The following is a 25698-nucleotide window of genomic DNA, read 5'->3' as shown; positions in this document are numbered from 1 at the left end:
GGACACGCGTAGCGCAGACAGGAGGCGGGCTGGTGAGAGGAGCGCTGACCAGCGTCAACGGCGGAGGGGACGGGCAGGCCGAGGTCTCCCGGCTGTGGCACGTCACCCTGAGCGTCTCCGGCAAGCCGGCGCCGCTGTCCGAGGTGCGGCGCGGGCTGGAGCAGCTCGCACACGACCACCCCTTCCTGCTGACCAGCCGGTACGCCGACGACCACGCGGAGATCCGGTACTGGGAGGAGGCCCGCGACCTCCACGACGCGGCGGCCGTCGCCCTGCGGCTCTGGGGCGAACACCGCTCGTCGGCGCAGCTGCCGCCGTGGGAGATCGTCGGGCTGGAGGTCATCGACCGGCCGACGTACCACCAGCGCGTCGCGGAAGGCTACGGCCCACCCCCGGCCCACCCGGTGGGCGTGCACCCTTACTGACGCGGTCCTCGCGCCGACCGCTCAGCGCCGGGGCGCTTCGCGGGCTCCGGGCCCGCGGCGACCGCCACCGGCCCCGCCCCGCGGGCCGACGGACGCAGTCCGGCGCGGCGGCGCGGAGCCCGGGGGCCCGTCAGGGCCGGGCGGTGCGGGCGGCGCGTCAAGAGGAGCCGTCTCGGGGGATGGAAACCCTGGCGGGGCCCACGACGCCGGGGATTACCCTGGGCGGCATGACCTCGCTCGACGACGCCACCGCGACCTCCCCCGTCACCGCCACCGCGCAGGCGGCCCGCACCGCCGCCGCCACCATCGCCCCACTCCCGCGGTCCGCCAAGGACGCGGCCCTGCTGGCCATCGCGGACGCGCTGGAGGCCCGTACGGCCGAGATCGTCGAGGCCAACGCCAAGGACATCGACAAGGCCCGCGCCGCCGGCACCAGCGAGACCGTCATCGACCGCCTCACCCTCACCCCCGAGCGGGTCGCCGCCATCGCCTCCGACGTGCGCGACGTGGCGGCGCTCCCCGACCCCGTCGGCGAGGTCGTCCGCGGCTCCACCCTCCCCAACGGCATCGACCTCCGCCAGATCCGCGTCCCCCTCGGGGTCGTCGGCATCATCTACGAGGCCCGCCCCAACGTCACCGTCGACGCCGCCGCGCTCTGCCTGAAGTCCGGCAACGCCGTCCTGCTCCGCGGCAGCTCCTCCGCCTACGCCTCCAACACCGCCCTCGTCGCCATCCTGCGCGACGCCGTCGAGGCCGCCGGGCTGCCCGCCGACGCGATCCAGCTCGTCCCCGGCGAGTCCCGCGACTCCGTCCGCGAGCTGATGCGCGCCCGCGGCCTCGTCGACGTGCTCATCCCGCGCGGCGGTGCCTCCCTCATCAAGACCGTCGTCGAGGAGTCCATCGTCCCGGTCATCGAGACCGGTACCGGCAACTGCCACGTCTACGTCGACGCCCAGGCCGACCTCGACATGGCCGTGGACATCCTCGTCAACTCCAAGGCCCAGCGGCCCTCCGTCTGCAACGCCGCCGAGACCCTCCTCGTGCACCGCGACATCGCCGACGCCTTCCTGCCGCGCGCCCTCGACGCGCTCGCCGAGGCCGGCGTGACCGTCCACGGCGACGAGCGGGTGCTGGCCGCGGCCGAAGGGGGCAAGGTCACCGCCCTGCCCGCCACCGACGAGGACTGGGCCGCCGAGTACCTGTCGTACGACATCGCCGCCGGCGTCGTGGACTCCCTCGACGACGCCGTCGCACACATCCGCCGCTGGACCTCCGGCCACACCGAGGCGATCGTCACCACCTCGCAGGCCGCCGCCCGCCGCTTCACCCAGCTGGTCGACTCGACCACGGTCGCCGTGAACGCCTCCACCCGGTTCACGGACGGTGGCCAGTTCGGCTTCGGCGCCGAGATCGGGATCTCCACCCAGAAGCTGCACGCCCGGGGCCCGATGGGCCTTCCCGAGCTGACCTCCACCAAGTACATCGTCACCGGCGACGGTCACGTCCGGTAACCGGCGCGGGGACACGGTGTGGCCGGAATCGGGCTTACACCCTGCCCAAAGCGGCCCCCCAGGTCTAGGCTGGTCCCGTGCCGGACGACGTGGGGGGCAAGCCGTTCCCGGACGACGGGACCCCCGAAGACCATGGAAACGACCGCGGAGGCGCGGATCACGACTTCGCCTCCGTGGTGTTCGACGAGGCCTTCGTCCGGAACGCCGAGATCCATGAACCGAGCGCGGCCGAGCGCCAGCGCGCCGCCGACCGGGCGCGCGCCGAGGCCGAAGCCGCCCGCGTCGCCGGCGGCTGGGCGTCCGACGACGACTACGGCTACCCCGACGGCTACGGCGTCGACGACCCCGGATGGGAGCCCGGCCAGTACGGCCACGGCTACGCCGAAGGCCCGTACGGCGCGTACGGCGGAGCCATGCGCCCCTACCGCGGCCGCGCGCCCTGGCTGCGTCCCGTCGCCTGGGTGCTCGCCGTCGTGATGGGGCTCGGCATGGTCGCGCTGGCCTTCAGCGCCGTCTACCGCAGCGCCTCCGGCGACCAGGACCCCGCACCCGCCCCGGCCAGTACTCCGCTCAGGGAAGTCACCGGCGTCGGCGCGTTTACGCACCCCGTCGGCCGCCAACCCTGAAGGTACGACCCCACTCGTTCGCTCCGGAGCCGGGGGCTTCTCTGAAGCGGGGACAGCGGGAGAAGCGATGGCCGTACCAGGAGATCCGCCCAACGGCACCCCCGAAGGCATCGGCGGGGGTGACGACGAACCGCGCCCGGACGAGTACCGCTCCGTGGTGTTCGACGAGGACTTCGTCCGCGCCGCCCGGCTCCAGGAGTTCTCCGCCCAGGAACGCATGGGCGAGCACGCCCGGGCCGTCCGCAGCCGGTCCATCTGGTCCGGCGCCGGCGGCGGCTCCGGCCCCCGCACCGGCACCCCCGGCCGCGGCGCCCGCCAAGGCATGCTGCTCGTGCTGCTCGTCGCCACGGCCTTCGCGATCGCCGTGTACATGGGCATGCGCAACCCGTACATGCCCCCGGCCGGAGGCAACGCCGAGCCGCTGAGCAGCACCGTCGTGCCCCTGGCCCCGGCCACCCCGGTGCCGGGCGGCCGGCCGGCCGACCTCTACGCGAGCAGCCCGGCGGCCGAGTACCGGATCGGGGCGGCCGGGATCACCCTCCCGGCCGTGCGCCGCACCCACCACTTCACCGAGGGGCAGGTCGTCGCGGCCCTGTCCATCGCCAAGGACTACCTGGTGCAGTCCTCGCTCGACCCGGACGTGCTCTCCGGCGCCGCCTCCCGGCCCGTGCGGGTGCTCCTGGACCCCGGGCAGCTCGCCCAGTTCGACGAGAGCATGGCCACGCCCTCCGGCGACGGCAGGCACGCCGCCACAGGCTGGCTGGTCCGCTTCGACCCGGGCACCGCCGTCATGGCCGACTCCCGGGTCCGGGTCAGCGGGACCCTGGCCTTCCAGGAGCTGAACCCGGAGGTGCTGGAGGTCAGCACCGACCACACTTTCGTGTACGCCGTACGGCCGTCGGCCGGTCCGTCCGCCGCACCCGACGGGGCCTCGCTCTTCACCGTCCGCCGCGAGCTGCGTCTGCGCTTCGACCGGGAGGACCTCACGGCCCGCCGGGCCGAGGTGTCCTCGGCCTACGTGATGGCCGGGCCGCAGGACTGCGCCACCGAGCCCGCCGAGGGCTTCCGCCCGCTCACGGCCGGAGCCGGGCCCACCACCGTGGGCCCGCCCGCCAGCGACCCGTACGCCAGCGGCCAGCCCAGGCGCACCGCCGGGCTGTGCGGCGTACTGGCCCCGGGCGCGGCGGCGAGCAGCCCGCCGGCCGGCTCGGAGCCGCCGGAACCTCCGGCCTCCGTCAGTCCCGCTCCGTAGAGCCGGCCGGGCCCGTGGGACCGGTGGAGTCCTTGGGGGCGCCGGAGCCGCGGGCGGCGCCGCCCGTTCCGGTGAACTTGTCGCGCAGCTTGCCGCCGAGGTCGCCCGCGCCGCCCGCGATGTCGCCGACCAGCTTCATCAGCGGGTCCTTGCTGGTGCGCACCGACTCCGCGTAGTGCGAGGCGGACTGGCGGAAGGAATCGGTCACCGAGGTGTCCTTGTCCTCCTCCCGCCGCGGGTAGTGGCCGTCCATGATCCGCTGGTACTCGCGGCTCTGGGACCACTTCTTCAGCTCGGCGGCCCGCACCGTCGTGAAGGGGTGGGTCCGCGGCAGCATGTTCAGGATCTTCAGGACGGAGTCGCGCAGGTCGCCGCTCTCCTCGTACTCCTCGGCCTGGGCGAGGAAGGCGTCCACGTTCATCTCGTGGAGGTGGTTGCCGCCCGCGATCTTCATCAGGCCCCGCATCGAGGCGTTCACGTCCTGCCCCACCAGCAGACCGGCCCGGTCCGCCGACAGCTCGGACTTGCGGAACCACTCGCGCAGCGCGGTGACGATCGCCGTGATCGCCACATTGCCGAGCGGTATCCACGCGACCTTCAGCGCCAGGTTCGTCAGGAACAGCAGCACCGTGCGGTACACGGAGTGCCCGGACAGCGCGTGGCCCACCTCGTGGCCCACCACCGCCCGCATCTCCTCCTCGTCGAGGAGCTCCACCAGCGCCGTCGTCACGACGATGATCGGCTCGTCCAGCCCGATGCACATCGCGTTGGGCTTCGGGTCCTGCTGCACGTACATCTGGGGGACCTTCTCCAGGTCCAGGATGTAGCAGGCGTCGCGCAGCATCTCGTGCAGGTGCGGGAACTGGGCCTCGCCCACCCGCACCGAGTCCGACAGGAACAGCAGCCGCAGGCTGCGCTCCGGAAGCAGGCCGCTGAGGGCCTTGAACACCGTGTCGAAACCGGCGAGTTTGCGCAGCGCGACCAGCGCCGAGCGGTCCGCCGGGTGTTCGTAGGCCCGCGAGGAAATCCCCGGGAACCTCTTGCGATTGCGTGCCGGTGACGTCTCGGCTGCGGTGTCCGTCATGGCGTCCTCCCCCTGGATCGGCTGTGGTGACGTGTGTCCATACTCTCCAACGCCTGAGTCGGCGTGAGCGTGCCCCGGGCCCCCGCATACGATGTGAGGGAAGTCTCCGCTCGCTCCCCGACTCGATAGGTACCTGCCTGATGAGCCTCGCCTCCACCGCCCACAACCTGGTCGTCCTCGCCTCGGAGGGGGCCGAGCAGCACGGCGGCAACCACGACAGCCTGAACCCGTACCTGACCGGCGGTGCCGCCTTCGTGATCCTGATGCTGATGCTCTGGGTCACCACGCGCCTGAACCGCGACCGCTAGGCCGCACAGTCCCGTCCGTACCGGGCCGCCGCGCACGCGCCACCGGGCCAGTAGGCTCTGCGCTCATGGGAGAGCAGGAAATGCCTACGGGCCCGGTCAAGCGCCGGCTCGGAGTGATGGGCGGGACGTTCGACCCGATCCACCACGGACACCTGGTGGCCGCCAGTGAGGTAGCCGCCCTTTTCCACCTCGACGAGGTGGTCTTCGTACCCACGGGCGAACCGTGGCAGAAGTCGCAGCGGGCCGTGTCCCCCGCCGAGGACCGCTACCTCATGACGGTCATCGCGACGGCCTCCAACCCGCAGTTCTCCGTCAGCCGCATCGACATCGACCGCGGCGGGCCGACGTACACCATCGACACCCTGCGGGACCTGAGCGCGCTCAACGCCGACGCCGACCTGTTCTTCATCACCGGTGCCGATGCCCTCGCCCAGATCCTGACCTGGCGCAACGCGGACGAGCTGTTCTCCCTCGCCCACTTCATCGGAGTGACCCGGCCCGGCCACGTCCTCACGGACGACGGACTGCCCGAGGGCGGTGTCTCGCTGGTCGAGGTGCCCGCGCTCGCCATCTCCTCCACGGACTGCCGCACACGGGTCGCCCAGGGAGATCCGGTCTGGTATCTGGTTCCGGACGGTGTGGTGCGCTACATCGACAAGCGCGAGCTGTACCGGGGAGCCTGAGCTTCCGGAGAGAGGGGCCCCGCGGTGAACGAACCACAGGATCCGTACGACCCGTACGCCGCCCAGCAGCAGCTCATCGGATACGACGCGTCCGGCAGACCCGTGTACGGCCAGGTGACCGCGCAGCCCGTGCAGCCCGCCCCGCCCCCGTACGGGCAGCAGTACCCGCTGCACCAGCAGTACCCGCAGTACCCGCAGTACGAGCAGCCGTACCAGGAGCCCCAGGGCCACGACCCGTACCAGCAGGGGTACCCGCAGGCCGCCGCCCACGGGTACGACGTCCGGCAGGACCAGTCGCAGCAGCCCCAGCAGCCCCAGCAGTGGATCCCGCAGCAGAACACCCCCCAGCACCCCCCGGTCCAGGCCCGGCCGCCGGCGCAGGCGCCGGTTCCCGAGCCGCGCCGGGCGGCCCCCGCCGAGACCGCCGCCGGGACCGCCGCCGGGCCGGACGGCGACCGGGGCCGCGACTACCGCACGGAGCAGTTCGCCTTCATCGACCAGCCCGACGAGGACTCCGAGGACGTCATCGACTGGCTCGCCTTCACCGAGAGCCGGACCGAGCGCCGCGAGGAGGCCCGGCGCCGCGGCCGCAACAGGGTCGTCGCCCTGGCCGTCGTCCTCGCCCTCGCCGCCGCCGGCGGCCTCGGCTGCCTCTGGTACGCGGGCGGCCTGCCCTTCCTCGACGGCCCCGGACAGAAGAAGGGCGCCGCGGCCGCCGCAGGCGCCCAGCAGCGCGACATCATCGTCGTCCACCTGCACAACACGAAGCGGGGCGGCAGCTCGACCGCCCTCCTCGTGGACAACGTCACCACCGGGCAGGGCGCCACCGTCCTGATCCCCAACACCCTGGGCGTCCCCAAGCAGGACGGCACCGCGACGTCCCTCGGCAAGGCGGTGGAGGAGGGCGGGCTCGGCACCCGCGAGTCCCTCGACACCGTGCTCGGCACCCGTATCGGCGGCACCTGGCGCCTGGACACCCCCTTCCTGGAACGGCTCGTCGAGCTCGTCGGGGGCATCGAGGTCGACACCGACGCGGCGGTCCCGGCCGACGAGCAGGCCAAGACCCCGGCCGTGGCCCAGGGCGGCCGGCAGAGCCTGACCGGGGCGATGGCCGTCGCCTACGCCACCCACCGGGGCCAGGGCGAGCCCGAGGCCAGGCAGCTGGAGCGCACCGGCAGGGTGCTCCACGCCGTCCTCCGCAAGATCCCCGGCGACCCGAAGGCGGCCGCCACCACCGTCGAGAGCATGGGCCAGATCCTCGACCCGGGGCTCGACGCGCAGAACCTCGGCGGGCTGCTGGCGCGGATCGGCGAGCACGCGAAGGTCGCCGCGTACCGCACCGAGGTCCTCACGGTGAAGCCGGACGGCGGCCTGACCGACGAGGCCGGCCGTACGGTGGTCAAGGAGATCCTCGGCGGCTCCTTCACCGCGGCCCAGCCGGGCGCCGCCCCCCGCGTCGGCCTCAAGGACGCCACCGGGGACGAGAAGGCGCAGGTCGCGGCGAAGGCGGCGCTGATCAACGGCGGCTACGGCTTCGTGGACGGCGGCAAGGCCGACCGGACGGCTGCCACCACGCGGATCACGTACCAGGACGACGCGCAGCGGGACCGGGCGGTCGACGTGGCCAAGACGCTGGGGCTGCCGGAGACGGCCGTGAAGAAGGCCGAGACGGCGGTGAACGCGGACGTCGTGGTGACCCTGGGCAGGGACTACGAGGCGTCCTGACGCGGCGGGCCGGGCCGGGCAGCGCCCGCCCGGCCGGCCCCCGACCTGGGCCTTCGCCCGCGCCGGACGTTCCGCGCGGGCGGCGTCGGCGGTACGTGAGACCCTTGTAGGCATCTGTCCGCCAACCCGAAAGCATGGCCAGTGACCGCCACGGACCGCTCCATCGAGCTCATCACCACCGCCGCCCAGGCGGCGGCCGACCGGCTCGCGCACGACATCATCGCGTACGACGTCAGCGACGTGCTGTCGATCACCGATGCCTTCCTGCTCGCCTCGGCGCCCAACGACCGCCAGGTCAAGTCGATCGTCGACGAGATCGAGGAGCGCCTCCTGAAGGAGCTCGGCGCCAAGCCGGTGCGCCGCGAGGGCGACCGCGACGCCCGCTGGATCCTGCTCGACTACGTCGACATCGTGGTGCACGTCCAGCACAGCGAGGAGCGCGTCTTCTACGCGCTGGAGCGCCTGTGGAAGGACTGCCCCGAGATCGAGCTCCCCGAGGACGCCAAGCTCACCATCGGCAAGGCCGAGGAGCACGCCAAGCTGCGCGAGGCGCAGGGCGACGACGAACTGGACGGTGATCTGTTCTGAGCACGACCACGACGTCCGCCGGCAAGCCCGGCAGGAAGATCGTCCTCTGGCGGCACGGCCAGACCTCGTGGAACCTGGAGCGCCGCTTCCAGGGCTCCACGGACATCGAGCTGACCGAGACGGGTGTGGCGCAGGCGCGCCGCGCCGCCCGGCTGCTGGCCTCGCTGAGGCCCGACGCCATCGTCGCCTCGGACCTGCGGCGGGCCGCCGACACGGCTGCCGAGCTGGCCGCCGTCACGGGCCTGACCGTGGCACACGACGAGGCGCTGCGCGAGACGTACGCCGGCGAGTGGCAGGGGCTCACCCACGAGGAGATCCTCGCGAAGTACGGCGAGCAGTACGCGGCGTGGAAGCGCGGCGAGCCCGTCCGCCGCGGTGGCGGCGAGCTGGAGACCGAGGTCGCCGACCGCGCCGCTCCGGTGGTGCTGGACCACGCGGACCGGCTGCCCGGGAACGGCACGCTCGTCGTCGTCAGCCACGGCGGCACGATCCGTACGACGATCGGCCGCCTGCTGGGCCTGGAGCCGTCCCACTGGGAGGGCCTGGGCGGGCTCTCCAACTGCTGCTGGTCCGTCCTCGGCGAGGGCGCGCGCGGCTGGCGGCTGCTGGAGCACAACGCCGGCACGCTGCCGGAGCCGGTGCTCGGCGACGACGACTGAGGTCCTCCGCCGGGCCCTCCGCAGGCCCGTCCGCGGCGCCCCGAGGGGGCCCTCGGACCCGGATTTCACTTTCCGGCTGGTCACAGGCTAGAGTTCTTCTTGTTCGCAGCGAAGAACACCGGAAACGGGGGGAACGCGGCGGAGAGCGGGGCTATAGCTCAGTTGGTAGAGCGCCTGCATGGCATGCAGGAGGTCAGGAGTTCAATTCTCCTTAGCTCCACAATCAGGATCCCGTCCCCAACAGGGGGCGGGATCCTTGCGTTTGTTCCCCTTCGTGCGCTTGCTGCCCCGTCCGCTGCCGACGTGGCAGAATCGGACGGCCGGAGGGGGACACGACGGCCCGATGCGGGAGGGAGTCGCTGACGGATGGGTGCACACCGGCGGCGGTGCGACTGGTGCAACAACGGCACGCCGATCGTGCGGGACATGGACCCGGTCAATCCCGACTACCAGTACTGGTGCGAGGAATGCGCGCGGGCGCTGATCATAAAAGGCGACCCGATCGAGACGTACCGGGAGCTGGAGGGCGAGCCGATCTACGGCCGGCTGCTCGACGAACACTGCACGCTGAAGCGGTTCTACCAGTTCGCCCGGGCGTGAGGTCCGGGTCAAAACGCCTGAATCGGACAGTTCCCGGGCTCCCCGGAGGGGCCGGGGAAACCGATTTTTGGACTGGGGCCATGACCGTGTAATGTTCTCGATGTCGCCAGGGGGAACCGGCAAGGGAAACCGAGAAGGGGCCCGGCGGCAGAGAAGCAAGGGGCTATAGCTCAGTTGGTAGAGCGCCTGCATGGCATGCAGGAGGTCAGGAGTTCAATTCTCCTTAGCTCCACAGGAAGGAAGCGGGCCACCCGGATCGGGTGGCCCGCTTCTCGTTGTGCCCGGTCGGTGGAACGTCCGAGCGCCCGCGGGGACCGCTGCGGTACCCTGACGCCATGCGTGCCGTACGCCTTCTGCTTACCGAGCCGCGCTGATCAGTACCGACCCTTCGAGAAGGTCGGCATCGGCGCGGCGTCCCCTCCTGTGCGAGGGGCTTTTTCGTTTGGGCGGGCAGAGACGGCAGAGACGATCGATGGAGCTTCAGAAATCATGAGCGAGACGAACACCCCGGCCCCCGAGGCGGCCGAGGGGCACCGTTACACGGCTGCCATGGCCGCCGACATCGAGGCACGCTGGCAGGACGTATGGGACGCCGAGGGCACGTACGAGGCGCCGAACCCGACCGGTGACCTGGCCGGCGACCCGGCGGTCGTCGCGCGGCCCAAGAAGTTCATCATGGACATGTTTCCGTACCCCTCCGGTGCGGGCCTGCACGTGGGCCACCCGCTGGGCTACATCGCCACCGACGTCTTCGCGCGCCACCAGCGGATGTCCGGCCACAACGTCCTGCACACCCTGGGCTTCGACGCCTTCGGCCTGCCGGCCGAGCAGTACGCCGTGCAGACCGGCACCCACCCGCGCGTGTCGACCGAGGCGAACATCGAGAACATGAAGGTCCAGCTGCGCCGGCTGGGCCTGGGCCACGACAAGCGCCGGTCCTTCGCGACGATCGACCCCGAGTACTACAAGTGGACCCAGTGGATCTTCCTGCAGATCTACAACTCCTGGTACGACGCCGCCGCGAAGAAGGCCCGGCCGATCGCCGAGCTGGTCGCCGACTTCGAGAACGGCAGCCGTGAGGTTCCCGGCGGCCGTGCCTGGGCGGACCTGACCGCCGCCGAGCGGGCCGACGTGCTGAACGGCTTCCGCCTGGCCTACGCCTCGGACGCGCCCGTCAACTGGTGCCCCGGGCTGGGCACCGTCCTGGCCAACGAGGAGGTCACCGCCGACGGCCGGTCCGAGCGCGGCAACTTCCCCGTCTTCAAGTCCCGCCTGAGCCAGTGGAACATGCGGATCACGGCCTACGCCGACCGCCTGCTGGACGACCTGGACGCCCTGGACTGGCCCGAGGCCATCAAGCTGCAGCAGCGCAACTGGATCGGCCGCAGCGAGGGCGCGCGCGTCGACTTCGCGCTGGGCGACGAGGCCATCACCGTCTTCACGACCCGCCCGGACACGCTGTTCGGCGCCACCTACATGGTCCTGGCGCCGGAGCACCCGCTGGTCGAGCGGTTCATCCCGGCAGCCTGGCCCGAGGGCACCCACGACGTGTGGACCGGCGGCTACGCCACCCCCGCCGAGGCCGTGGCCGCGTACCGCAAGCAGGCCGCCTCGAAGTCGGACGTCGAGCGGCAGGCCGAGGCCAAGGACAAGACCGGCGTCTTCACCGGTGAGTACGCGATCAACCCCGTCAGCGGCGACAAGGTCCCCGTCTTCATCGCCGACTACGTGCTGATGGGCTACGGCACCGGCGCGATCATGGCCGTCCCCGCGCACGACAGCCGCGACTTCGAGTTCGCCCGCGCCTTCGAGCTGCCCGTCCGCTGCGTGGTCGAGCCCACGGACGGCCGTGGCACCGACACGGCCGAGTGGGAGGACGCGTTCGTCTCCTACGACGCCAAGCTGGTGAACTCCTCCGGCGAGGGCATCTCGCTGGACGGCCTGGGCGTGGTCGAGGCCAAGGCCGCCATCACCGAGTGGCTGGCCGAGCGCGGCATCGGCGAGGGCACCGTCAACTTCCGCCTGCGCGACTGGCTGTTCAGCCGCCAGCGCTACTGGGGCGAGCCCTTCCCGATCGTCTACGACGAGGCCGGCGTCGCCCACCCGCTGCCCGAGTCGATGCTGCCGCTGGAGCTGCCGGAGGTCGAGGACTACTCGCCGCGCACCTTCGAGCCCGACGACGCCACGTCGAAGCCGGAGACCCCGCTGTCGCGCAACGAGGCGTGGGTCAACGTGGAGCTGGACCTGGGCGACGGCGTGAAGTCCTACCGCCGCGAGACCAACACCATGCCGAACTGGGCCGGTTCCTGCTGGTACGAGCTGCGCTACCTGGACCCGGACAACGCGTCCGCCCTGGTGGACCCGGAGATCGAGCAGTACTGGATGGGCCCGCGCGAGGGCGCGCCGCACGGCGGCGTCGACCTGTACGTCGGCGGCGCCGAGCACGCGGTGCTGCACCTGCTGTACGCCCGCTTCTGGTCCAAGGTGCTGTTCGACCTGGGCCACGTCTCGTCGGCCGAGCCGTTCCACAAGCTGTTCAACCAGGGCATGATCCAGGCGTACGCCTACACCGACGCGCGCGGCGTGTACGTCCCGGCGGCCGAGGTCGAGGAGCGCGACGGCGGCTGGTTCTACCAGGGCGAGCCCGTCAAGCGTGAGCACGGCAAGATGGGCAAGTCCCTGAAGAACGCCGTCACGCCCGACGAGATCTGCGAGGAGTACGGCGCGGACACCCTGCGCCTGTACGAGATGGCGATGGGCCCCCTGGACGTCTCCCGTCCCTGGGACACCCGCGCCGTCGTCGGCCAGTACCGCCTGCTGCAGCGCCTGTGGCGCAACATCGTGGACGAGGAGACCGGCGAGGTCACCGTCGTCGACGGCGAGCCCGACGAGGCCACCCTGCGCGCCCTGCACAAGGCCATCGACGGGGCCGGCTCGGACATGGCGGGCCTGCGCTTCAACACGGCGATCGCGAAGATCACCGAGCTGAACAACGCCCTGACCAAGGCGGGCCGCCCGCTGGAGCGTTCCGTGGCCGAGCGGCTGGTGCTGCTGGTCGCCCCGCTGGCCCCGCACATCGCGGAGGAGCTGTGGCACCGCCTGGGCCACACCGACTCGGTCGTCCACCAGGACTTCCCCGTCGCGGACCCGGCGTACGTCGTGGACGAGACGGTCACCTGCGTGGTCCAGGTCAAGGGCAAGGTCAAGGCGCGCCTGGAGGTCCCGCCGAGCATCTCGGAGGCCGACCTGGAGCAGCTGGCCGTCACCGACGCGGGCGTCGTCGCCGCACTGGGCGGTGCCGAGATCCGCAAGGTGATCGTGCGCGCGCCGAAGCTGGTCAACATCGTCATCTGACGGGTGGCGCGGGGCGTCGGGTCCTCGGGGTGATCCCGTACGGGCAGGTTGGGGGTTCGATGGGAACCCCTGGCCTGCCCGTGGCGTTTACGGTGGAGGGGACGAGAACAGGCCGGCCGGGGAAGGGAACCTCATGGAGGTAGGCGCGTTGATCATCATCTTTGCCTTGGTGGTGCTGTTCGCCTTCCTGGGGCTGGGCGCCTGGGCCACGGTCAAGGCGGTCGGCGCGGCGAAGCGCGGGGTGGACCGGACGATCACGCAGGCCCGCCGGACGGTGGAGGACACCACCCTGAAGGCCAAGAGCATCGGCCAGGTCGGCGTCACCGGATCGCTGGCCCAGCTCCGGCTCGACCTGCGGACGTCGATGCGCGCCACGCAGGCCGCCCTCTACCAGGGCGTGCAGGCCGACAGCTCGCTGACGGAGTCCATCGCCCTCTTCGAGCGGCTGAGCCGGCACGGGCACGAGCTGGACGACGAGATGAAGCGGCTGGAGCAGGAGCCCGACCGCAAGAAGCTCGCGGAGCGTCTGCCCGAGCTGCGGGAGCGCACCCTCAAGATCACGAAGTCGGCCGAGTCGCTGAGGTGGGCCGCGCGCGACCGCGCCCGGCGGCTCGCGGACGACGACCTGACGCTCCTGTCGGAGCAGATCGAGATGGAGTCGGGCGCACTGCGCGACTGGTCCCCGGAGTCCGTCGACGAGCTGGCGGCCGCCGCGGCGGCGTGGGACGCGCGTCAGGCGGCCGCCGGGGCGTCGGCCCCGGCCGCCGGGCCCGGCGCCCCGTCGGGCTCGGAGCCCGTCACCGGGGCGGCCGGCGGGTCGGGCGCGCAGCCCTCGCAGCGGGTCGGCGAGCCGGAGCGGGCCGCGCTGGACGCCGCCGCTCCGGCCCCGTCGTACCCCTGGCAGAAGGCCCCCAGGCCGGAGGCCACCACCTGAGACGGGGACGGTCCGATGGGGCGGGGGAGGCCCGGGCTGCCGGAACACCCCCGGTGCCGGTAACCTCCGGCTCATGTCCCGCCATGTCGCGATCGTCACCGATTCCACGGCCTACCTGCCCCCGCAGGCGATGGCGCGGCACGGGATCACCGCCGTCCCCCTGACCGTGGTCCTGGGGGACGAGGCCCTGGAGGAGGGGACCGAGATCTCGGCCCGCAGCCTCGCCGCGGCCCTGCAGAAGCGCCGCCCGGTCACCACCTCCCGCCCCGGCCCGGAACAGTTCGTACGCGCCTACCGGGCCGCCGCCGACGCCGGTGCCACCGCCATCGTGAGCCTGCACCTGTCCGCCGAGTTCTCCGGCACCTACGACGCCGCCGTCGTCGCCGCCCAGACCGCCCCCGTGCCGGTCCGCGTCGTCGACACCGGCATGGTCGCCATGGCCCTCGGCTTCTGCGCCCTCGCCGCCGCCGAGACGGCCGAAGCCGGGGGTTCCGCGGACGAGGCCGTGGCCGCCGCCGAGAAGCGGGCCGCGGAGATGTCGGCGTACTTCTACGTGGACACCCTCGACTACCTCCGCCGCGGCGGCCGGATCGGAGCCGCGCAGGCCCTCCTCGGGTCGGCCCTGGCGGTCAAGCCGCTGCTCACGCTGGACGGCGGGCGGATCGAGATGCTGGAGAAGGTGCGCACGGCCTCCAAGGCCATCGCCCGGCTGGAGGAGCTGGCCGTCGAAAGGGCCGGCGCGCGCAGCGTCGACGTCGCCGTCCACCACCTCGCGGCCCCGGAGCGGGCCGAGAAGCTCGCCCAGCGGCTGGGGGAACGGATCCCCGGGCTGGTCGAGCTGCACGTGAGCGAGGTCGGCGCGGTGATCGGCGCGCACACCGGGCCGGGGCTGCTGGCCGCGGTGGTGTCACCCCGCTGATCACCGGAACGGGTGGCCGGGTTGTCCACAACGGGGCCGTCATCCACCGGAATTGAGGGCTCCGAGCGGGCGTCCCGGGACCGGCCCTAGTTTCGGTGGCATGACTCTTCGAACGCGTACTTCAGGTACTTCAGGTACTTCAGGCACTTCCGGTATGCCGTCGTCGGTTCCGGGGGTGGGTTCATCCTCCGCGTCCTCGTCCTCGTCCTCCGCGTCCTCCGCGTCTGCTGGTGCTGGTGCTGGTGCTGGTGGTGGCAGTGGGCCGGGGCGGGGGCGGGGGTCCGACGGCAGGCTCCGGGACCGGCGCCGCGCCCGGGCCAGGCCCCGGCCCGACCCCGCCGAGGTGCGGCGCCGGGCCGAGGCCCTGATGGCGGGCGGGCCGCCCGGGGGAGGAGAAGAGACCCGGGCCAGGCGGGTGGCCGACCCGCCGGGCGGGGCCCACTTCGAGCCGCCGGAGCCGGAGGCAGATCCGGAGCCTGAGGCGGTCCCTGTGTCGGGGGCGGTGCCGGAACCGGCGTTACCCGGGCCGGAGCAGGGGCCGGGGCTGGTGTTGGGGGCCGGGGAGGCGGGGCGGCTGGCCCTGCGGGAGCGGCTGCCCGTGTGGGTGCAGGTCCGGTGTGGGGTGGAGCCGCGGACGGTGGCCGCCGTCGCGGTGGTGCTGGTGGTGGCGGTCGGTTTCGCCGTCCAGCAGTACTGGTCGGGGCGGCCGCAGCCGGTGACGGCCCCCGCCGTGGTCGGCCCGGTGCCCGCTCCTTCGGCTCCGGCGTCGGCAGCGGGTCCGGCGGGTGGGGCGGCCCGGATCGTGGTGGACGTCGGCGGCAAGGTCCGCGACCCCGGCGTGCGGCGGCTGCCCGGCGGTTCCCGGGTGGAGGACGCGCTGGCCGCCGCCGGGGGAGTGCGGCCGGGCACGGACACCACCGGGCTCAACCGGGCGCGGCTGCTGGTGGACGGCGAACAGGTGCTGGTGGGGGTGACCGCGCCGCCGCCCGCGGGCGGGCCGGCCCCCGGCGGGGGTGCGGGAGGCGGCGCGGGTGCCGGGCCGCTGAGCCTCGCCAGCGCGACCGTCGAGCAGCTGGACGGACTGCCCGGAGTGGGGCCCGTGCTCGCCCGGAACATCGTCGCCTTCCGCACCGCCCGGGGCGGGTTCCGGGCCGTGGAGGACCTCCGGCAGGTCGACGGCATCGGCGAGCGGCGGTTCGCCGAGCTGCGTGGGCTGGTGCGGCCGTGAGCGCCGCCGGGGAGCGGGCCGGCGCTGGACCGGCCGGGGCTGAACGGGTCCCGGCTGATTCGGCCGGGGGCGGGCCGGGCGGGGCTGAGCCGGCCGGGCCGGTGGATCTGCGGTTGGCGGTGCCCGCCGTGGCGGCCTGGGGGGCGGCGGCCCTGGCGCTCGGGGTGCCGGCCGGGTGGTGCGCCGCCGGGGCGGGGCTCGCGGTGGCCGCGGCGGGGGCGCTGCTGCTCGCCGGAGCCGGGCGTCCGCAGCCGCTGTGGAGGGTCGGGCCCGCCGTGGCCGCCGCGCTGCTCTGCGCCGCCGCGGGGGCCGGGGTGGCCGGGCTGGAGCGGGCCGAGGCGCGGGCGGGGCCGGTGGCCCGGCTGGCCGGGGAACACGCCCGGGTGCGTGCGGAGCTCACCGTCGGCTCCGACCCCCGGGTGGCCCGGAGCGGGGGCGGTCCGCCGCTGGTGGTGCTGGACGCGGTGGTGACCGGGGTCAGCGGCCCCGACGGCGCGCGGATCCGGGTGGAGACCCCGGTACGGGTGCTGGCCGGGCATCCGGGGTGGGCCGCGCTGGAGCCCTCGACCCGGGTCGAGGTGGTGGCCCGGCTGGCGCCGGCGCGGGAAGGGGAGCGGGCCGTGGCGCTGCTCCGCCCGGCGGCGGACACCCCGCCCGGGGTGTCGGGCGGCCCCGACCGGGTGCAACGCCTCGCCGGGAGGCTGCGGGCCGGGCTGCGCGAGGCCACCGAGGGGCTCCCGCGGGACGCCAGGGCCCTGCTGCCGGGGCTGGTGGTCGGGGACACCTCCCGGGTCCCGCCCGACCTGCACGAGGCGTTCAGGGCCACCGACCTGCTGCACCTGCTGGCCGTCTCCGGCTCGAACCTGACCGTGGTGCTGTACCTGCTGATCGGGCCGCCGGCCCGCGCGCAGCACGCCGAGCGGAGCGGGCTCGCGCCCCGGCTGGGGCTCTCGCTGCGGGCCACCGCCCTGGGCGGGGCCGCGCTGACGCTGGCCTTCGTGGTGGTGTGCCGGCCCGACCCGAGCGTCCTGAGGGCCGCCGCCTGCGGGGCGGTCACCCTGCTGGCCCTCGCCACCGGGCGGCGCAGGTCCCTCATTCCGGCGCTGGCCGGGGCCGTGCTGCTGCTGGTGCTGTACGACCCGTGGCTGGCCCGCAGCGTCGGGTTCCTCCTCTCGGTGCTGGCCACCGGCGCACTGCTGACCCTCGGACCCCGCTGGGGCGAGGCCCTGCGGCGGCGCGGGACGCCGCCGCGGCTCGCCGACGCCCTGGGGGCGGCCCTGGCGGCGCAGGCCGTGTGCGCGCCGGTGGTGGCGGTGCTCTCCGCCCGGGTGAGCCTGGTCGCTGTGCCGTGCAACCTCCTGGCCGAGCTGGCGGCGGGGCCCGCCACCGTGCTCGGCTTCGCGGTGCTCGCCGTGGCCCCGGTGTGCCTGCCCGCGGCGCAGGCGCTCGCCTGGTGCGCGGGGGTGCCGGCCGGGTGGATCGCCGTGGTGGCGCGGGCCGGGGCGCGGCTTCCGGGGGCCGAGCTGCCGTGGCCGGGCGGGCTCGCGGGCGGGCTGCTGCTGGGCGCGGCCACGGTGGCCGCGGTGGGGCTCGGCGTCCGGTTCGGGCGGCGGCGCGGGGTGTGTGCCGCCGTGGCCGTGCTGCTGCTGGTCGCGGTGGTACGGCCGCCGCAGCTGGTCCGTACGGTCACGGGGTGGCCGCCGCCGGACTGGAGCTACGTGCAGTGCGCCGTGGGCCAGGGCGACGCCGCCGTGCTCGCCGCCGGTCCCGGGACGGCCGTCGTGGTGGACGCCGGGCCGGAACCGGGGCCGGTGGACGACTGCCTGCGCGCCCTGGGTGTGAGCCGGATCCCATTGGTCCTGCTGACGCACTTTCACGCCGACCACGTGGGAGGGCTCGCCGGGGTGCTGCGGGGCCGGTCCGTGGGTGTGATCGAAACCACGGTGCTGGAGGAGCCGGCCGGGCAGGCCGCGGCGGTCCGGCGGGCCGCGGCGCGGGCGCGGGTGCCCGTCGTGGCGGCGGTCCCCGGGGAGCGGCGGCGGGCCGGGCGGCTGGAGTGGCAGGTGCTGTGGCCGTCGGCGACGGCCCCGCCGCCGGAGGGCCCGAACGACGCGAGCGTGGCCCTGCTGGTGCGGACCTCGGGCCTGACGCTGCTGTTGCTCGGGGATCTCGAACCGCCCGCGCAGGAAGCGCTGTTGAGGGAGCATCCGGAGCTGGGGCCGGTGGACGTGCTCAAGGTCGCCCACCACGGTTCGGCGCGCCAGGACCCGGGTCTGCAGGACCGGATCCGGCCCCGCCTGGCGATCGTCCCCGTCGGCGCCGGCAACCGTTACGGGCACCCCGCGCCGGGTACCCTCGCGCAGCTCAGGGCCGGTGGTGCGACGGTGTTGCGCACCGATGAGGACGGTTCCGTGGCGGTCTCGGGGAGCGGTCCGGGGATGCGTGCGTTTCCAGCCGGGAGGCGTCCGGAACGGCGCGGTCATACCGGGCGCGACCGCTCTGTTTGCCCACAACCCGGCAGCATGATCGAATGCGTCGTCGCCAGAACGGTCCAAGTCCACACAGCACGGGGGTGCATTAGCCATGTTCGGTCGCAGGCGGGGGACGGATCCGGCCGCGGGTGCCGGGCCGCAGACATCCGCGACTCTGACGCTGCCGCCCACGGCGCGGCTGTTGAGCTGCCGGGTGCTCGACACGGTCCACCAGCCGATCCGCCAGGCCAAGTTCGAGGTCACCGATCCGATCGGCCGACGGGTCGTCAGCGGGGAGACCGATCCGTACGGGGGGTTCACGGCGGCCATGCCGGAGGGCGAGTACCGGCTCTCCGTCACCGCCGAGGGCTACGCGCCCTTCCACGGGGCGACGCTGGTGGGGGACCAGGCGCAGCCCGGTACGGCGGAGATCGTCCTGGACTCGGTGGAGCCGCCGCTGCTGCCGCAGCCCGGGCACTGGGAGCTCGACCCCACGCATTCGTCGATCGCCTTCACCGCCCGGCACATCGGCTTCGCCCGGATCCAGGGACGGTTCACCACCTTCGCCGGCGCGGTACGGATAGCCGAGCGCATGGAGGACTCCTCCATGCACGTGATCATCGACGCGGCGAGCATCGACACGGGGCTGCGCAGGCGGGACGACCACCTGCGGTCCGCGGACTTCCTCGACGCCGCCCGGCACCCGAGGGTGGAGTTCTACAGCGAGCGCTTCATCCACCGCAGCGGCAGCCGCTGGGCGGTCGCGGGCGCGCTCACCCTGCACGGCATCAGCCGCACGGTCACCCTCGACACCCAGTACCTGGGGCACGGGACGGGCCTGGAGGGCGAACCGCGCGCCGCCTGCCGGGCCACGGCCGAGCTGAACCGCGGGGACTTCGCCCTGAACTGGCAGTCGGTGCTGGCGCAGGGGATCGCGGCGATCGGCCCGAGCGTGGAAGTGGAGCTGGACGTCCAGATCGTCCACAAGGCGTAGCGGGAGAGCGCGGGCGCGCCGTCCTACGGGGCTTCCAGCCAGCCTTCGTACTCGGCGGCGAGCTCGTCCAGCGAGGTGGCGTCGAGCCGCTCCCGGGGGTCCTCGACGACCACCAGCCACTGGGCGTCCTCGGCGTCGTCCTCGCCGGCGAGGGCGTCGCGCACGAGCTGGGGTTCCTCCGGGAGGCCGAAGCGGTCGACGACCTCCTGGGCCACCTCCTCGGCGGCGTCGCGGTCGGGCAGGACCAGTACATGTCGCACGTTCACCCGACCATTCTCGGGCACCGGGCGCGGGGCCCTGTCAGTGCGGCGTGGGATGCTGGGGACGATGGCCACCAGGAAGAACCCCACCGACGATCCGCTCGCTCCGCTCACCCTCGCGGTGGGGCAGGAGGACCTGCTGCTCGACCGCGCCGTACGGGACGTGGTGACGGCCGCCCGCGCGGCCGACGCCGACACCGACGTACGGGACCTCACCTCCGACCAGCTCCAGCCGGGCACGCTGGCCGAGCTGACCAGCCCGTCGCTGTTCGCCGAGCGCAAGGTCCTGATCGTCCGCAACGCGCAGGACCTCGGCGCGGACGCGGTGAAGGAACTCAAGGCGTACATCGCCGCGCCGTACGAGGAGATCACCCTCGTCCTGCTGCACGCGGGCGGGGTCAAGGGCAAGGGCCTGCTGGACGCGGCCCGCAAGGCGGGTGCCCGCGAGGTCGCCTGCCCGAAGATGACCAAGGCGGCGGACCGGCTGTCGTTCGTGCGCGGGGAGTTCCGGACGCTGGGGCGCTCGGCGACGCCCGAGGCGTGCCAGACGCTGGTCGACGCGATCGGCAGCGACCTGCGGGAGCTGGCGAGCGCGGCGGCGCAGCTGTGCGCGGACGTCGAGGGCACCATCGACGAGGCCGTGGTCGGCCGCTACTACACGGGCCGGGCCGAGGCCTCCAGCTTCACGGTGGCCGACCGGGCGGTCGAGGGCCGGGCCGCGGAGGCCCTCGAAGCCCTCCGCTGGTCCCTGGCGACCGGTGTCGCCCCCGTCCTGATCACCAGCGCGCTGGCGCAGGCCGTCCGGGCCATCGGCAAGCTCGCCTCCGCCCCGCGCGGGGCCCGGCCGGGTGACCTGGCGCGGGACCTCGGCATGCCGCCGTGGAAGATCGACCGGGTGAGGCAGCAGATGCGGGGCTGGTCGGCGGACGGGGTCGCGGAAGCGCTGCGGGCCGTTGCGCTGGCCGACGCGGGGGTCAAGGGGGGCGGGGACGACCCCGAGTACGCGTTGGAGAAGGCGGTCGTGGCCGTCGCGCGGGCCTCGCGGGGGCGTTAGCGGGTCCGGGTCCGGGGTGCCGTGCCGGTGCGGGGCTGTGTGCCGCTGCGCGGGGTGTGTCCCCTACCCGCCCTTCCTCCGTTCCCCGGGCTGCGCCCGGACCCCTTCCCGGGGGCTCCGCCCCCAGGCCCCCGCGCCTCAAGCGCCGGCGGGGCTGGGGTGGGCTGACGCCAGCGGGGCTGGGGAAGGGCCAACGTCGATGGGGCTGAGGGTGTGGGTCAACGCCGGCGGGGCTGGGTGGGCTGACGCCTGCGGGGCTGGGGGTGGGTCAACGCCGGCGGGGCCGGGTGTGGGCCGGCGCCGGCGGGGCGGGATGCTGCCGGCCGGGCGGGTGGGGGTGGGGCAGCGTCGGCCGGGCCGGGGCGGCGGGGTGGACGGTGTGCCCGGGGTACGCGAAGGCCCCGGCTTCCGTCCTGGGGAAGGACGGGGGCCGGGGCCTTCGGTCACTGCTGTGTGCGCCGCACCCGCGTGGCGAACGCAGGCCGCGTGCGGCGCGGGGTGCCGGTCAGGAGCGGATGAGAGGGCCCGCTTGGTCCGTCCCGGCGTTCACATCGAGTGCGGAACTCAGATGGCGGCAACCTTGGAGGCCAGCGCCGACTTCTTGTTGGCGGCGGCGTTCTTGTGGATGACACCCTTCGAGACGGCCTTGTCCAGCTTCTTGGAAGCCAGGCGGGCCGCAGCGGTGGCCTTCTCCGCGTCGCCGGCGAGGATGGCCTCGTTGGCCTTGCGGATGAAGGTGCGCAGCTCGGACTTGACCGACTTGTTGCGAAGGCGAGCCTTCTCGTTGGTCTTGTTCCGCTTGATCTGGGACTTGATGTTCGCCACGAAAGAGCCTTTTCAGGTTCAGAGTATTTTCCGGATCGTGCCTCTTCTGCTGAGAGGGCATGAGAGACACAGCCACCCAGGCTACCAGGCGCGCTTCGACCGGCCCAAACCGAGCGCATCCCCGCGTCCATGGGACCATGGGAGTCTGCGTACAAGTCTGCCTACCGATCCGACAGCAGATCCGACAGCGACCCGAGAATCAGGACACTGCGTGCCCGCCATCCCCAGCCACGTGCCCGAGCCGAGCCGTACCGACCCGGCGCTGATCCGTAACTTCTGCATCATCGCGCACATCGACCACGGCAAGTCGACCCTCGCCGACCGGATGCTCCAGCTCACCGGTGTCGTCGACTCGCGGCAGATGCGCGCCCAGTACCTCGACCGCATGGACATCGAGCGTGAGCGCGGCATCACGATCAAGTCGCAGGCGGTCCGCCTGCCCTGGGCGCCCACGGAGGGCACCGGCACGGGCACCACGCACATCCTGAACATGATCGACACGCCCGGTCACGTCGACTTCACCTACGAGGTCTCGCGCTCCCTCGCCGCGTGCGAGGGCACGATCCTCCTGGTGGACGCCGCGCAGGGCATCGAGGCCCAGACCCTCGCCAACCTGTACCTGGCGATGGAGAACGACCTCGCGATCGTCCCGGTCCTCAACAAGATCGACCTGCCGGCCGCCCAGCCGGAGAAGTTCGCCGAGGAGCTGGCGAACCTGGTCGGCTGCGACCCGGACGACGTCCTGCGCGTCTCGGCCAAGACCGGCCTCGGCGTCGACGCGCTGCTCAACCGCGTCGTCGAGACCGTCCCGGCCCCGGTCGGCGTCAAGGACGCCCCCGCCCGCGCGATGATCTTCGACTCGGTCTACGACTCGTACCGGGGCGTCGTCACGTACGTCCGTGTGGTCGACGGCACGCTCAACAAGCGCGAGCGCATCCGGATGATGTCCACGAACGCCACGCACGAGCTGCTGGAGATCGGCACCAACTCGCCCGAGATGCTGCCGGCCGACGGCCTCTCCGTCGGCGAGGTGGGCTACCTGATCACCGGTGTGAAGGACGTCCGCCAGTCCAAGGTCGGTGACACGATCACCCAGCAGACGGGCGGTGCCACCGAGTCCCTGGGCGGCTACAAGGACCCGAAGCCGATGGTCTTCTCGGGCCTGTACCCGCTCGACGGCTCGGACTACCCGGAGCTGCGCGAGGCCCTGGACAAGCTCCAGCTCAACGACGCCGCTCTCGTCTACGAGCCGGAGACCTCTGCGGCGCTCGGCTTCGGCTTCCGCGTCGGCTTCCTCGGCCTGCTGCACCTGGACGTGGTCCGCGAGCGCCTGGAGCGGGAGTTCGGCCTCGACCTGATCGCCACCGCGCCCAACGTGGTCTACCGGGTGGTGATGGAGGACCGCACGGAGGTCACCGTCACCAACCCGAGCGAGTTCCCCGAAGGCAAGATCAAGGACGTCTTCGAGCCGGTCGTGCGGGCCACCGTGCTCGCGCCGACCGAGTTCATCGGCGCGATCATGGAGCTGTGCCAGCAGCGCCGCGGCACCCTCCTCGGCATGGACTACCTCTCCGAGGACCGCGTCGAGATCCGTTACACGCTCCCCCTCGCGGAGATCGTGTTCGACTTCTTCGACCAGCTGAAGTCCAAGACGCGCGGTTACGCCTCCCTCGACTACGAGCCCACGGGCGAGCAGGCCTCCAGCCTGGTCAAGGTCGACATCCTGCTGCACGGCGACAAGGTCGACGCGTTCTCCGCCGTCTGCCACAAGGACGCCGCCTACGCGTACGGCGTGCGCCTGGTGGCCAAGCTGCGCGAGCTCATCCCGCGGCAGGCCTTCGAGGTGCCGATCCAGGCCGCCGTCGGCTCCCGCGTCATCGCCCGCGAGACGATCCGCGCCATCCGCAAGGACGTCCTCGCCAAGTGCTACGGCGGTGACATCTCCCGTAAGCGGAAGCTGCTGGAGAAGCAGAAGGAAGGCAAGAAGCGGATGAAGATGGTCGGCTCCGTGGAGGTCCCGCAGGAGGCCTTCATCGCCGTCCTGTCCAGCGACGAGTCCGGCGGCAAGAAGAAGTAGCCGGTGTATCCGAAACAGGCCCCCGAGCGTACGCTCGGGGGCCTGTTTCGTTATGAATCGGCCGCCGGTTGGCTCTTACGCGCCAGGCGGACGGCCCCTACTCTGAGCACTGGTTACCCGCCAGTTACAAGCCCGTAGTCATGCCCCTAGTCATGCCCGAGCAGGCCCTGCCGCGTGGTCCGGAGGACGTCCGTGAGCGACACACAGACCTTGATCGAGAACCGTCCGCCCTCCGTGGCGGCCCTCTTCCTTGACCGCGTCGCCGCCACGCCGAACGCGGAGGCCTACCGCTATCCCGTGGCCGCGGCCGGCCGCGAGGGCGGCCCCGACGACTGGAAGTCGCTGAGCTGGGGGCAGGCGGCCGACCGGGTCTTCGCCATCGCCGCGGGACTCGTCTCCCTCGGCCTGCACGCCGAGGAGCGGGTCGCCCTCGCCTCCAACACCCGTGTCGAGTGGATCCTGTGCGACCTCGGCGTCATGTGCGCGGGCGGCGCGGTGACCACCATCTACCCCAGCACCAACGCCGACGAGTCCGCCTTCATCCTCTCGGACTCCGAGAGCCGGGTGCTGATCGCCGAGGACGCCGCCCAGCTGGCCAAGGCCCGCGAGCGCCGCGCCGACCTGCCCGACCTCGCCCACGTGGTGGTCCTGGAGGCGGCGGACGCCGTCCCCGCCGAGGGCGACCCGCAGGGCTGGGTGCTCTCCCTCGCCGACCTGGAGGAGCGCGGCAAGGAGTACCTCGCCAAGCACCCCGCGGCGGTCAAGGAGCGGATCGCGGCCATCACCCCCGACCAGCTCGCCACCCTCATCTACACCTCCGGCACCACCGGCCGCCCCAAGGGCGTCCGCCTGCCGCACGACAACTGGTCGTACATGGCCAAGGCCACCGTGGCCACCGGCCTGATCCTGTCCAGCGACGTCCAGTACCTGTGGCTGCCGCTGGCCCACGTCTTCGGCAAGGTGCTCACCTCCGGCCAGATCGAGGTCGGGCACGTCACCGCCGTCGACGGACGCATCGACAAGATCATCGAGAACCTGCCGGTCGTCCAGCCCACCTACATGGCGGCCGTCCCGCGCATCTTCGAGAAGGTCTACAACGGCGTGGCCGCCAAGGCCCGGGCCGGCGGCGGAGCCAAGTACAAGATCTTCCAGTGGTCGGTCGGCGTCGCCCGCGAGTACGCCAAGGTCACCCAGGACAACTACCGCCGCACCGGCCGGGCGACCGCGCCCTTCGCCCTCTCCGCCAAGCACAAGATCGCCGACACGCTCGTCTACTCCAAGCTCCGCGAGGCCTTCGGCGGCCGGCTGCGCGCCGCCGTCTCCGGCGCCTCCGCCCTCGCCCCCGAGATCGGCTTCTTCTTCTCCGGCGCCGGCATCCACATCCTGGAGGGCTACGGACTGACCGAGTCCAGCGCCGCCTCCTTCGTCAACCCGGGCGAGGCCTACCGCACCGGCACCGTCGGCAAGCCGCTCCCCGGCACCGAGGTCCGCATCGCCGACGACGGCGAGGTCATGCTGCGCGGCCCCGGCATCATGCAGGGCTACCACGGCCAGCCCGAGAAGACCGCCGAGGTCCTGGAGAGCGACGGCTGGCTGCACACCGGCGACATCGGCGAGCTCTCCCCGGACGGCTACCTGCGCATCACCGACCGCAAGAAGGACCTGATCAAGACCTCGGGCGGCAAGTACGTCGCCCCGGCGGAGATCGAGGGCCAGTTCAAGGCGATCTGCCCGTACGTGTCGAGCATCGTCGTCCACGGAGCCGACCGGAACTTCTGCTCGGCCCTGATCGCCCTCGACGAGCCCGCCATCCTGGGCTGGGCCGCCGAGAACGGCCTGGAGGGCAGGACGTACGGCGAGGTCCTCGCCGCGCCGGAGACCGACCGCCTGATCGAGACCTACGTCCAGACCCTCAACGAGAACCTCCAGCGCTGGCAGACGATCAAGAAGTTCCGGATCCTGCCCCGTGACCTCGACGTCGAGCACGGCGACCTCACGCCCAGCCTCAAGCTGAAGCGCCCGGTCGTCGAGCGCGAGTTCAAGCACCTCATCGAGGAGATGTACGAGGGCTCCCGGGAGGCCTGAGCCCGGCCCGGGCCGAGGGCGTAAACGACCATGGGG

General features: G+C 72.9%; 21 protein-coding genes, 2 tRNA genes and 1 pseudogene. 21 read left to right on the top strand and 3 right to left on the bottom strand.

Translation table 11 applies throughout. The features are described 5' to 3' along the window. Positions 1-29: 29 nt before the first annotated feature. The 4 genes from AC069X_RS25030 to AC069X_RS25015 all read left to right on the top strand — a co-directional run bounded on the left by AC069X_RS25030 (position 30) and on the right by AC069X_RS25015 (position 3814). Positions 30-425 carry a hypothetical protein gene (locus tag AC069X_RS25030; RefSeq protein WP_478731701.1) on the top strand — a complete coding sequence of 132 codons (396 nt, stop codon included), beginning with the start codon at positions 30-32 and terminating at the stop codon, positions 423-425. Positions 426-652: 227 nt separating this feature from the next. Then, a complete protein-coding gene (locus AC069X_RS25025) occupies positions 653-1936 on the top strand; it encodes a glutamate-5-semialdehyde dehydrogenase (protein WP_478731591.1) in 1284 nt (427 codons plus the stop codon). A gap of 77 nt (positions 1937-2013) precedes the next feature. Then, complete coding sequence (locus AC069X_RS25020; RefSeq protein ID WP_478731589.1) at positions 2014-2562, top strand: SCO2584 family spore wall biosynthesis protein; 549 nt, start codon at positions 2014-2016, stop codon at positions 2560-2562. Positions 2563-2629: 67 nt separating this feature from the next. After that, positions 2630-3814: an SCO2583 family membrane protein gene (locus tag AC069X_RS25015; protein WP_478731588.1), complete on the top strand. Its 1185-nt coding sequence runs from the start codon at positions 2630-2632 to the stop codon at positions 3812-3814. On the opposite strand, the gene AC069X_RS25010 is transcribed toward AC069X_RS25015, so the two are convergent. Then, the gene (locus tag AC069X_RS25010) at positions 3798-4898 is read right to left on the bottom strand and encodes a M48 family metallopeptidase (protein ID WP_478731586.1); all 1101 of its coding nucleotides are present in this window, start codon (positions 4896-4898) and stop codon (positions 3798-3800) included. The genes AC069X_RS25015 and AC069X_RS25010 overlap by 17 nt on opposite strands. A 140-nt stretch (positions 4899-5038) precedes the next feature. On the opposite strand from AC069X_RS25010, the gene AC069X_RS25005 reads away from it, so the two are divergent. The 14 genes and pseudogenes from AC069X_RS25005 to AC069X_RS24940 all read left to right on the top strand — a co-directional run bounded on the left by AC069X_RS25005 (position 5039) and on the right by AC069X_RS24940 (position 19361). Beyond that, a complete protein-coding gene (locus AC069X_RS25005) occupies positions 5039-5206 on the top strand; it encodes a hypothetical protein (RefSeq protein WP_037859301.1) in 168 nt (55 codons plus the stop codon). Between the two features lie 65 nt (positions 5207-5271). Further along, positions 5272-5889, top strand: coding sequence for a nicotinate-nucleotide adenylyltransferase (nadD, locus tag AC069X_RS25000; RefSeq protein ID WP_007264023.1), 618 nt, complete (start codon positions 5272-5274; stop codon positions 5887-5889). Between the two features lie 24 nt (positions 5890-5913). Beyond that, a complete protein-coding gene (locus AC069X_RS24995; RefSeq protein WP_478731583.1) occupies positions 5914-7614 on the top strand; it encodes an LCP family protein in 1701 nt (566 codons plus the stop codon). Positions 7615-7755: 141 nt separating this feature from the next. Next, the gene (gene rsfS, locus AC069X_RS24990; protein WP_045950430.1) at positions 7756-8202 is read left to right on the top strand and encodes a ribosome silencing factor; all 447 of its coding nucleotides are present in this window, start codon (positions 7756-7758) and stop codon (positions 8200-8202) included. Next, positions 8199-8861 (top strand): histidine phosphatase family protein, encoded by a 663-nt coding sequence (locus tag AC069X_RS24985; protein ID WP_478731699.1) that lies wholly within the window; start codon positions 8199-8201, stop codon positions 8859-8861. The genes rsfS and AC069X_RS24985 overlap by 4 nt, the downstream gene beginning before the upstream one ends. 147 nt (positions 8862-9008) lie before the next feature. Continuing rightward, a tRNA-Ala gene (locus AC069X_RS24980) sits at positions 9009-9081 on the top strand. A gap of 146 nt (positions 9082-9227) precedes the next feature. Continuing rightward, on the top strand, positions 9228-9461 hold the full coding sequence (locus AC069X_RS24975) for a hypothetical protein (RefSeq protein ID WP_008738908.1): 234 nt from the start codon (positions 9228-9230) through the stop codon (positions 9459-9461). A 159-nt stretch (positions 9462-9620) separates the two neighbouring features. Further along, positions 9621-9693: transfer RNA gene (locus AC069X_RS24970), tRNA-Ala, on the top strand. Positions 9694-9950: 257 nt separating this feature from the next. Next, on the top strand, positions 9951-12815 hold the full coding sequence (gene leuS, locus AC069X_RS24965) for a leucine--tRNA ligase (RefSeq protein WP_478731580.1): 2865 nt from the start codon (positions 9951-9953) through the stop codon (positions 12813-12815). A gap of 133 nt (positions 12816-12948) precedes the next feature. Next, positions 12949-13749, top strand: coding sequence for a copper transporter family protein (locus AC069X_RS24960; protein WP_478731578.1), 801 nt, complete (start codon positions 12949-12951; stop codon positions 13747-13749). 73 nt (positions 13750-13822) lie between these two features. Next, entirely contained in the window at positions 13823-14668 is an 846-nt protein-coding gene (locus AC069X_RS24955) for a DegV family protein (protein ID WP_478731576.1), read from the top strand. Between the two features lie 547 nt (positions 14669-15215). Then, positions 15216-15896, top strand: coding sequence for a ComEA family DNA-binding protein (locus tag AC069X_RS24950; RefSeq protein WP_478731574.1), 681 nt, complete (start codon positions 15216-15218; stop codon positions 15894-15896). Between the two features lie 101 nt (positions 15897-15997). Next, positions 15998-18355: pseudogene (locus tag AC069X_RS24945) on the top strand (ComEC/Rec2 family competence protein); the annotation flags it as partial. A 124-nt stretch (positions 18356-18479) separates the two neighbouring features. Next, entirely contained in the window at positions 18480-19361 is an 882-nt protein-coding gene (locus tag AC069X_RS24940) for a YceI family protein (protein WP_478731572.1), read from the top strand. Between the two features lie 23 nt (positions 19362-19384). On the opposite strand, the gene AC069X_RS24935 is transcribed toward AC069X_RS24940, so the two are convergent. Further along, positions 19385-19627 carry a hypothetical protein gene (locus AC069X_RS24935; protein ID WP_385771612.1) on the bottom strand — a complete coding sequence of 81 codons (243 nt, stop codon included), beginning with the start codon at positions 19625-19627 and terminating at the stop codon, positions 19385-19387. A gap of 61 nt (positions 19628-19688) precedes the next feature. On the opposite strand from AC069X_RS24935, the gene holA reads away from it, so the two are divergent. After that, positions 19689-20675, top strand: coding sequence for a DNA polymerase III subunit delta (holA, locus tag AC069X_RS24930; RefSeq protein WP_478731570.1), 987 nt, complete (start codon positions 19689-19691; stop codon positions 20673-20675). A gap of 564 nt (positions 20676-21239) precedes the next feature. On the opposite strand, the gene rpsT is transcribed toward holA, so the two are convergent. Further along, the gene (rpsT, locus tag AC069X_RS24925) at positions 21240-21500 is read right to left on the bottom strand and encodes a 30S ribosomal protein S20 (protein WP_030030523.1); all 261 of its coding nucleotides are present in this window, start codon (positions 21498-21500) and stop codon (positions 21240-21242) included. 211 nt (positions 21501-21711) lie between these two features. On the opposite strand from rpsT, the gene lepA reads away from it, so the two are divergent. Beyond that, the gene (gene lepA, locus AC069X_RS24920; RefSeq protein WP_478731568.1) at positions 21712-23577 is read left to right on the top strand and encodes a translation elongation factor 4; all 1866 of its coding nucleotides are present in this window, start codon (positions 21712-21714) and stop codon (positions 23575-23577) included. Positions 23578-23769: 192 nt separating this feature from the next. Further along, positions 23770-25662: an AMP-dependent synthetase/ligase gene (locus AC069X_RS24915; RefSeq protein WP_478731566.1), complete on the top strand. Its 1893-nt coding sequence runs from the start codon at positions 23770-23772 to the stop codon at positions 25660-25662. Positions 25663-25698: the final 36 nt, after the last annotated feature.

This window comes from Streptomyces sp. NPDC043896 (assembly GCF_056435605.1).
The sequence above is the reverse complement of the archived record's forward strand: the minus strand, read 5'-3'. Positions and strand labels throughout refer to the sequence as shown.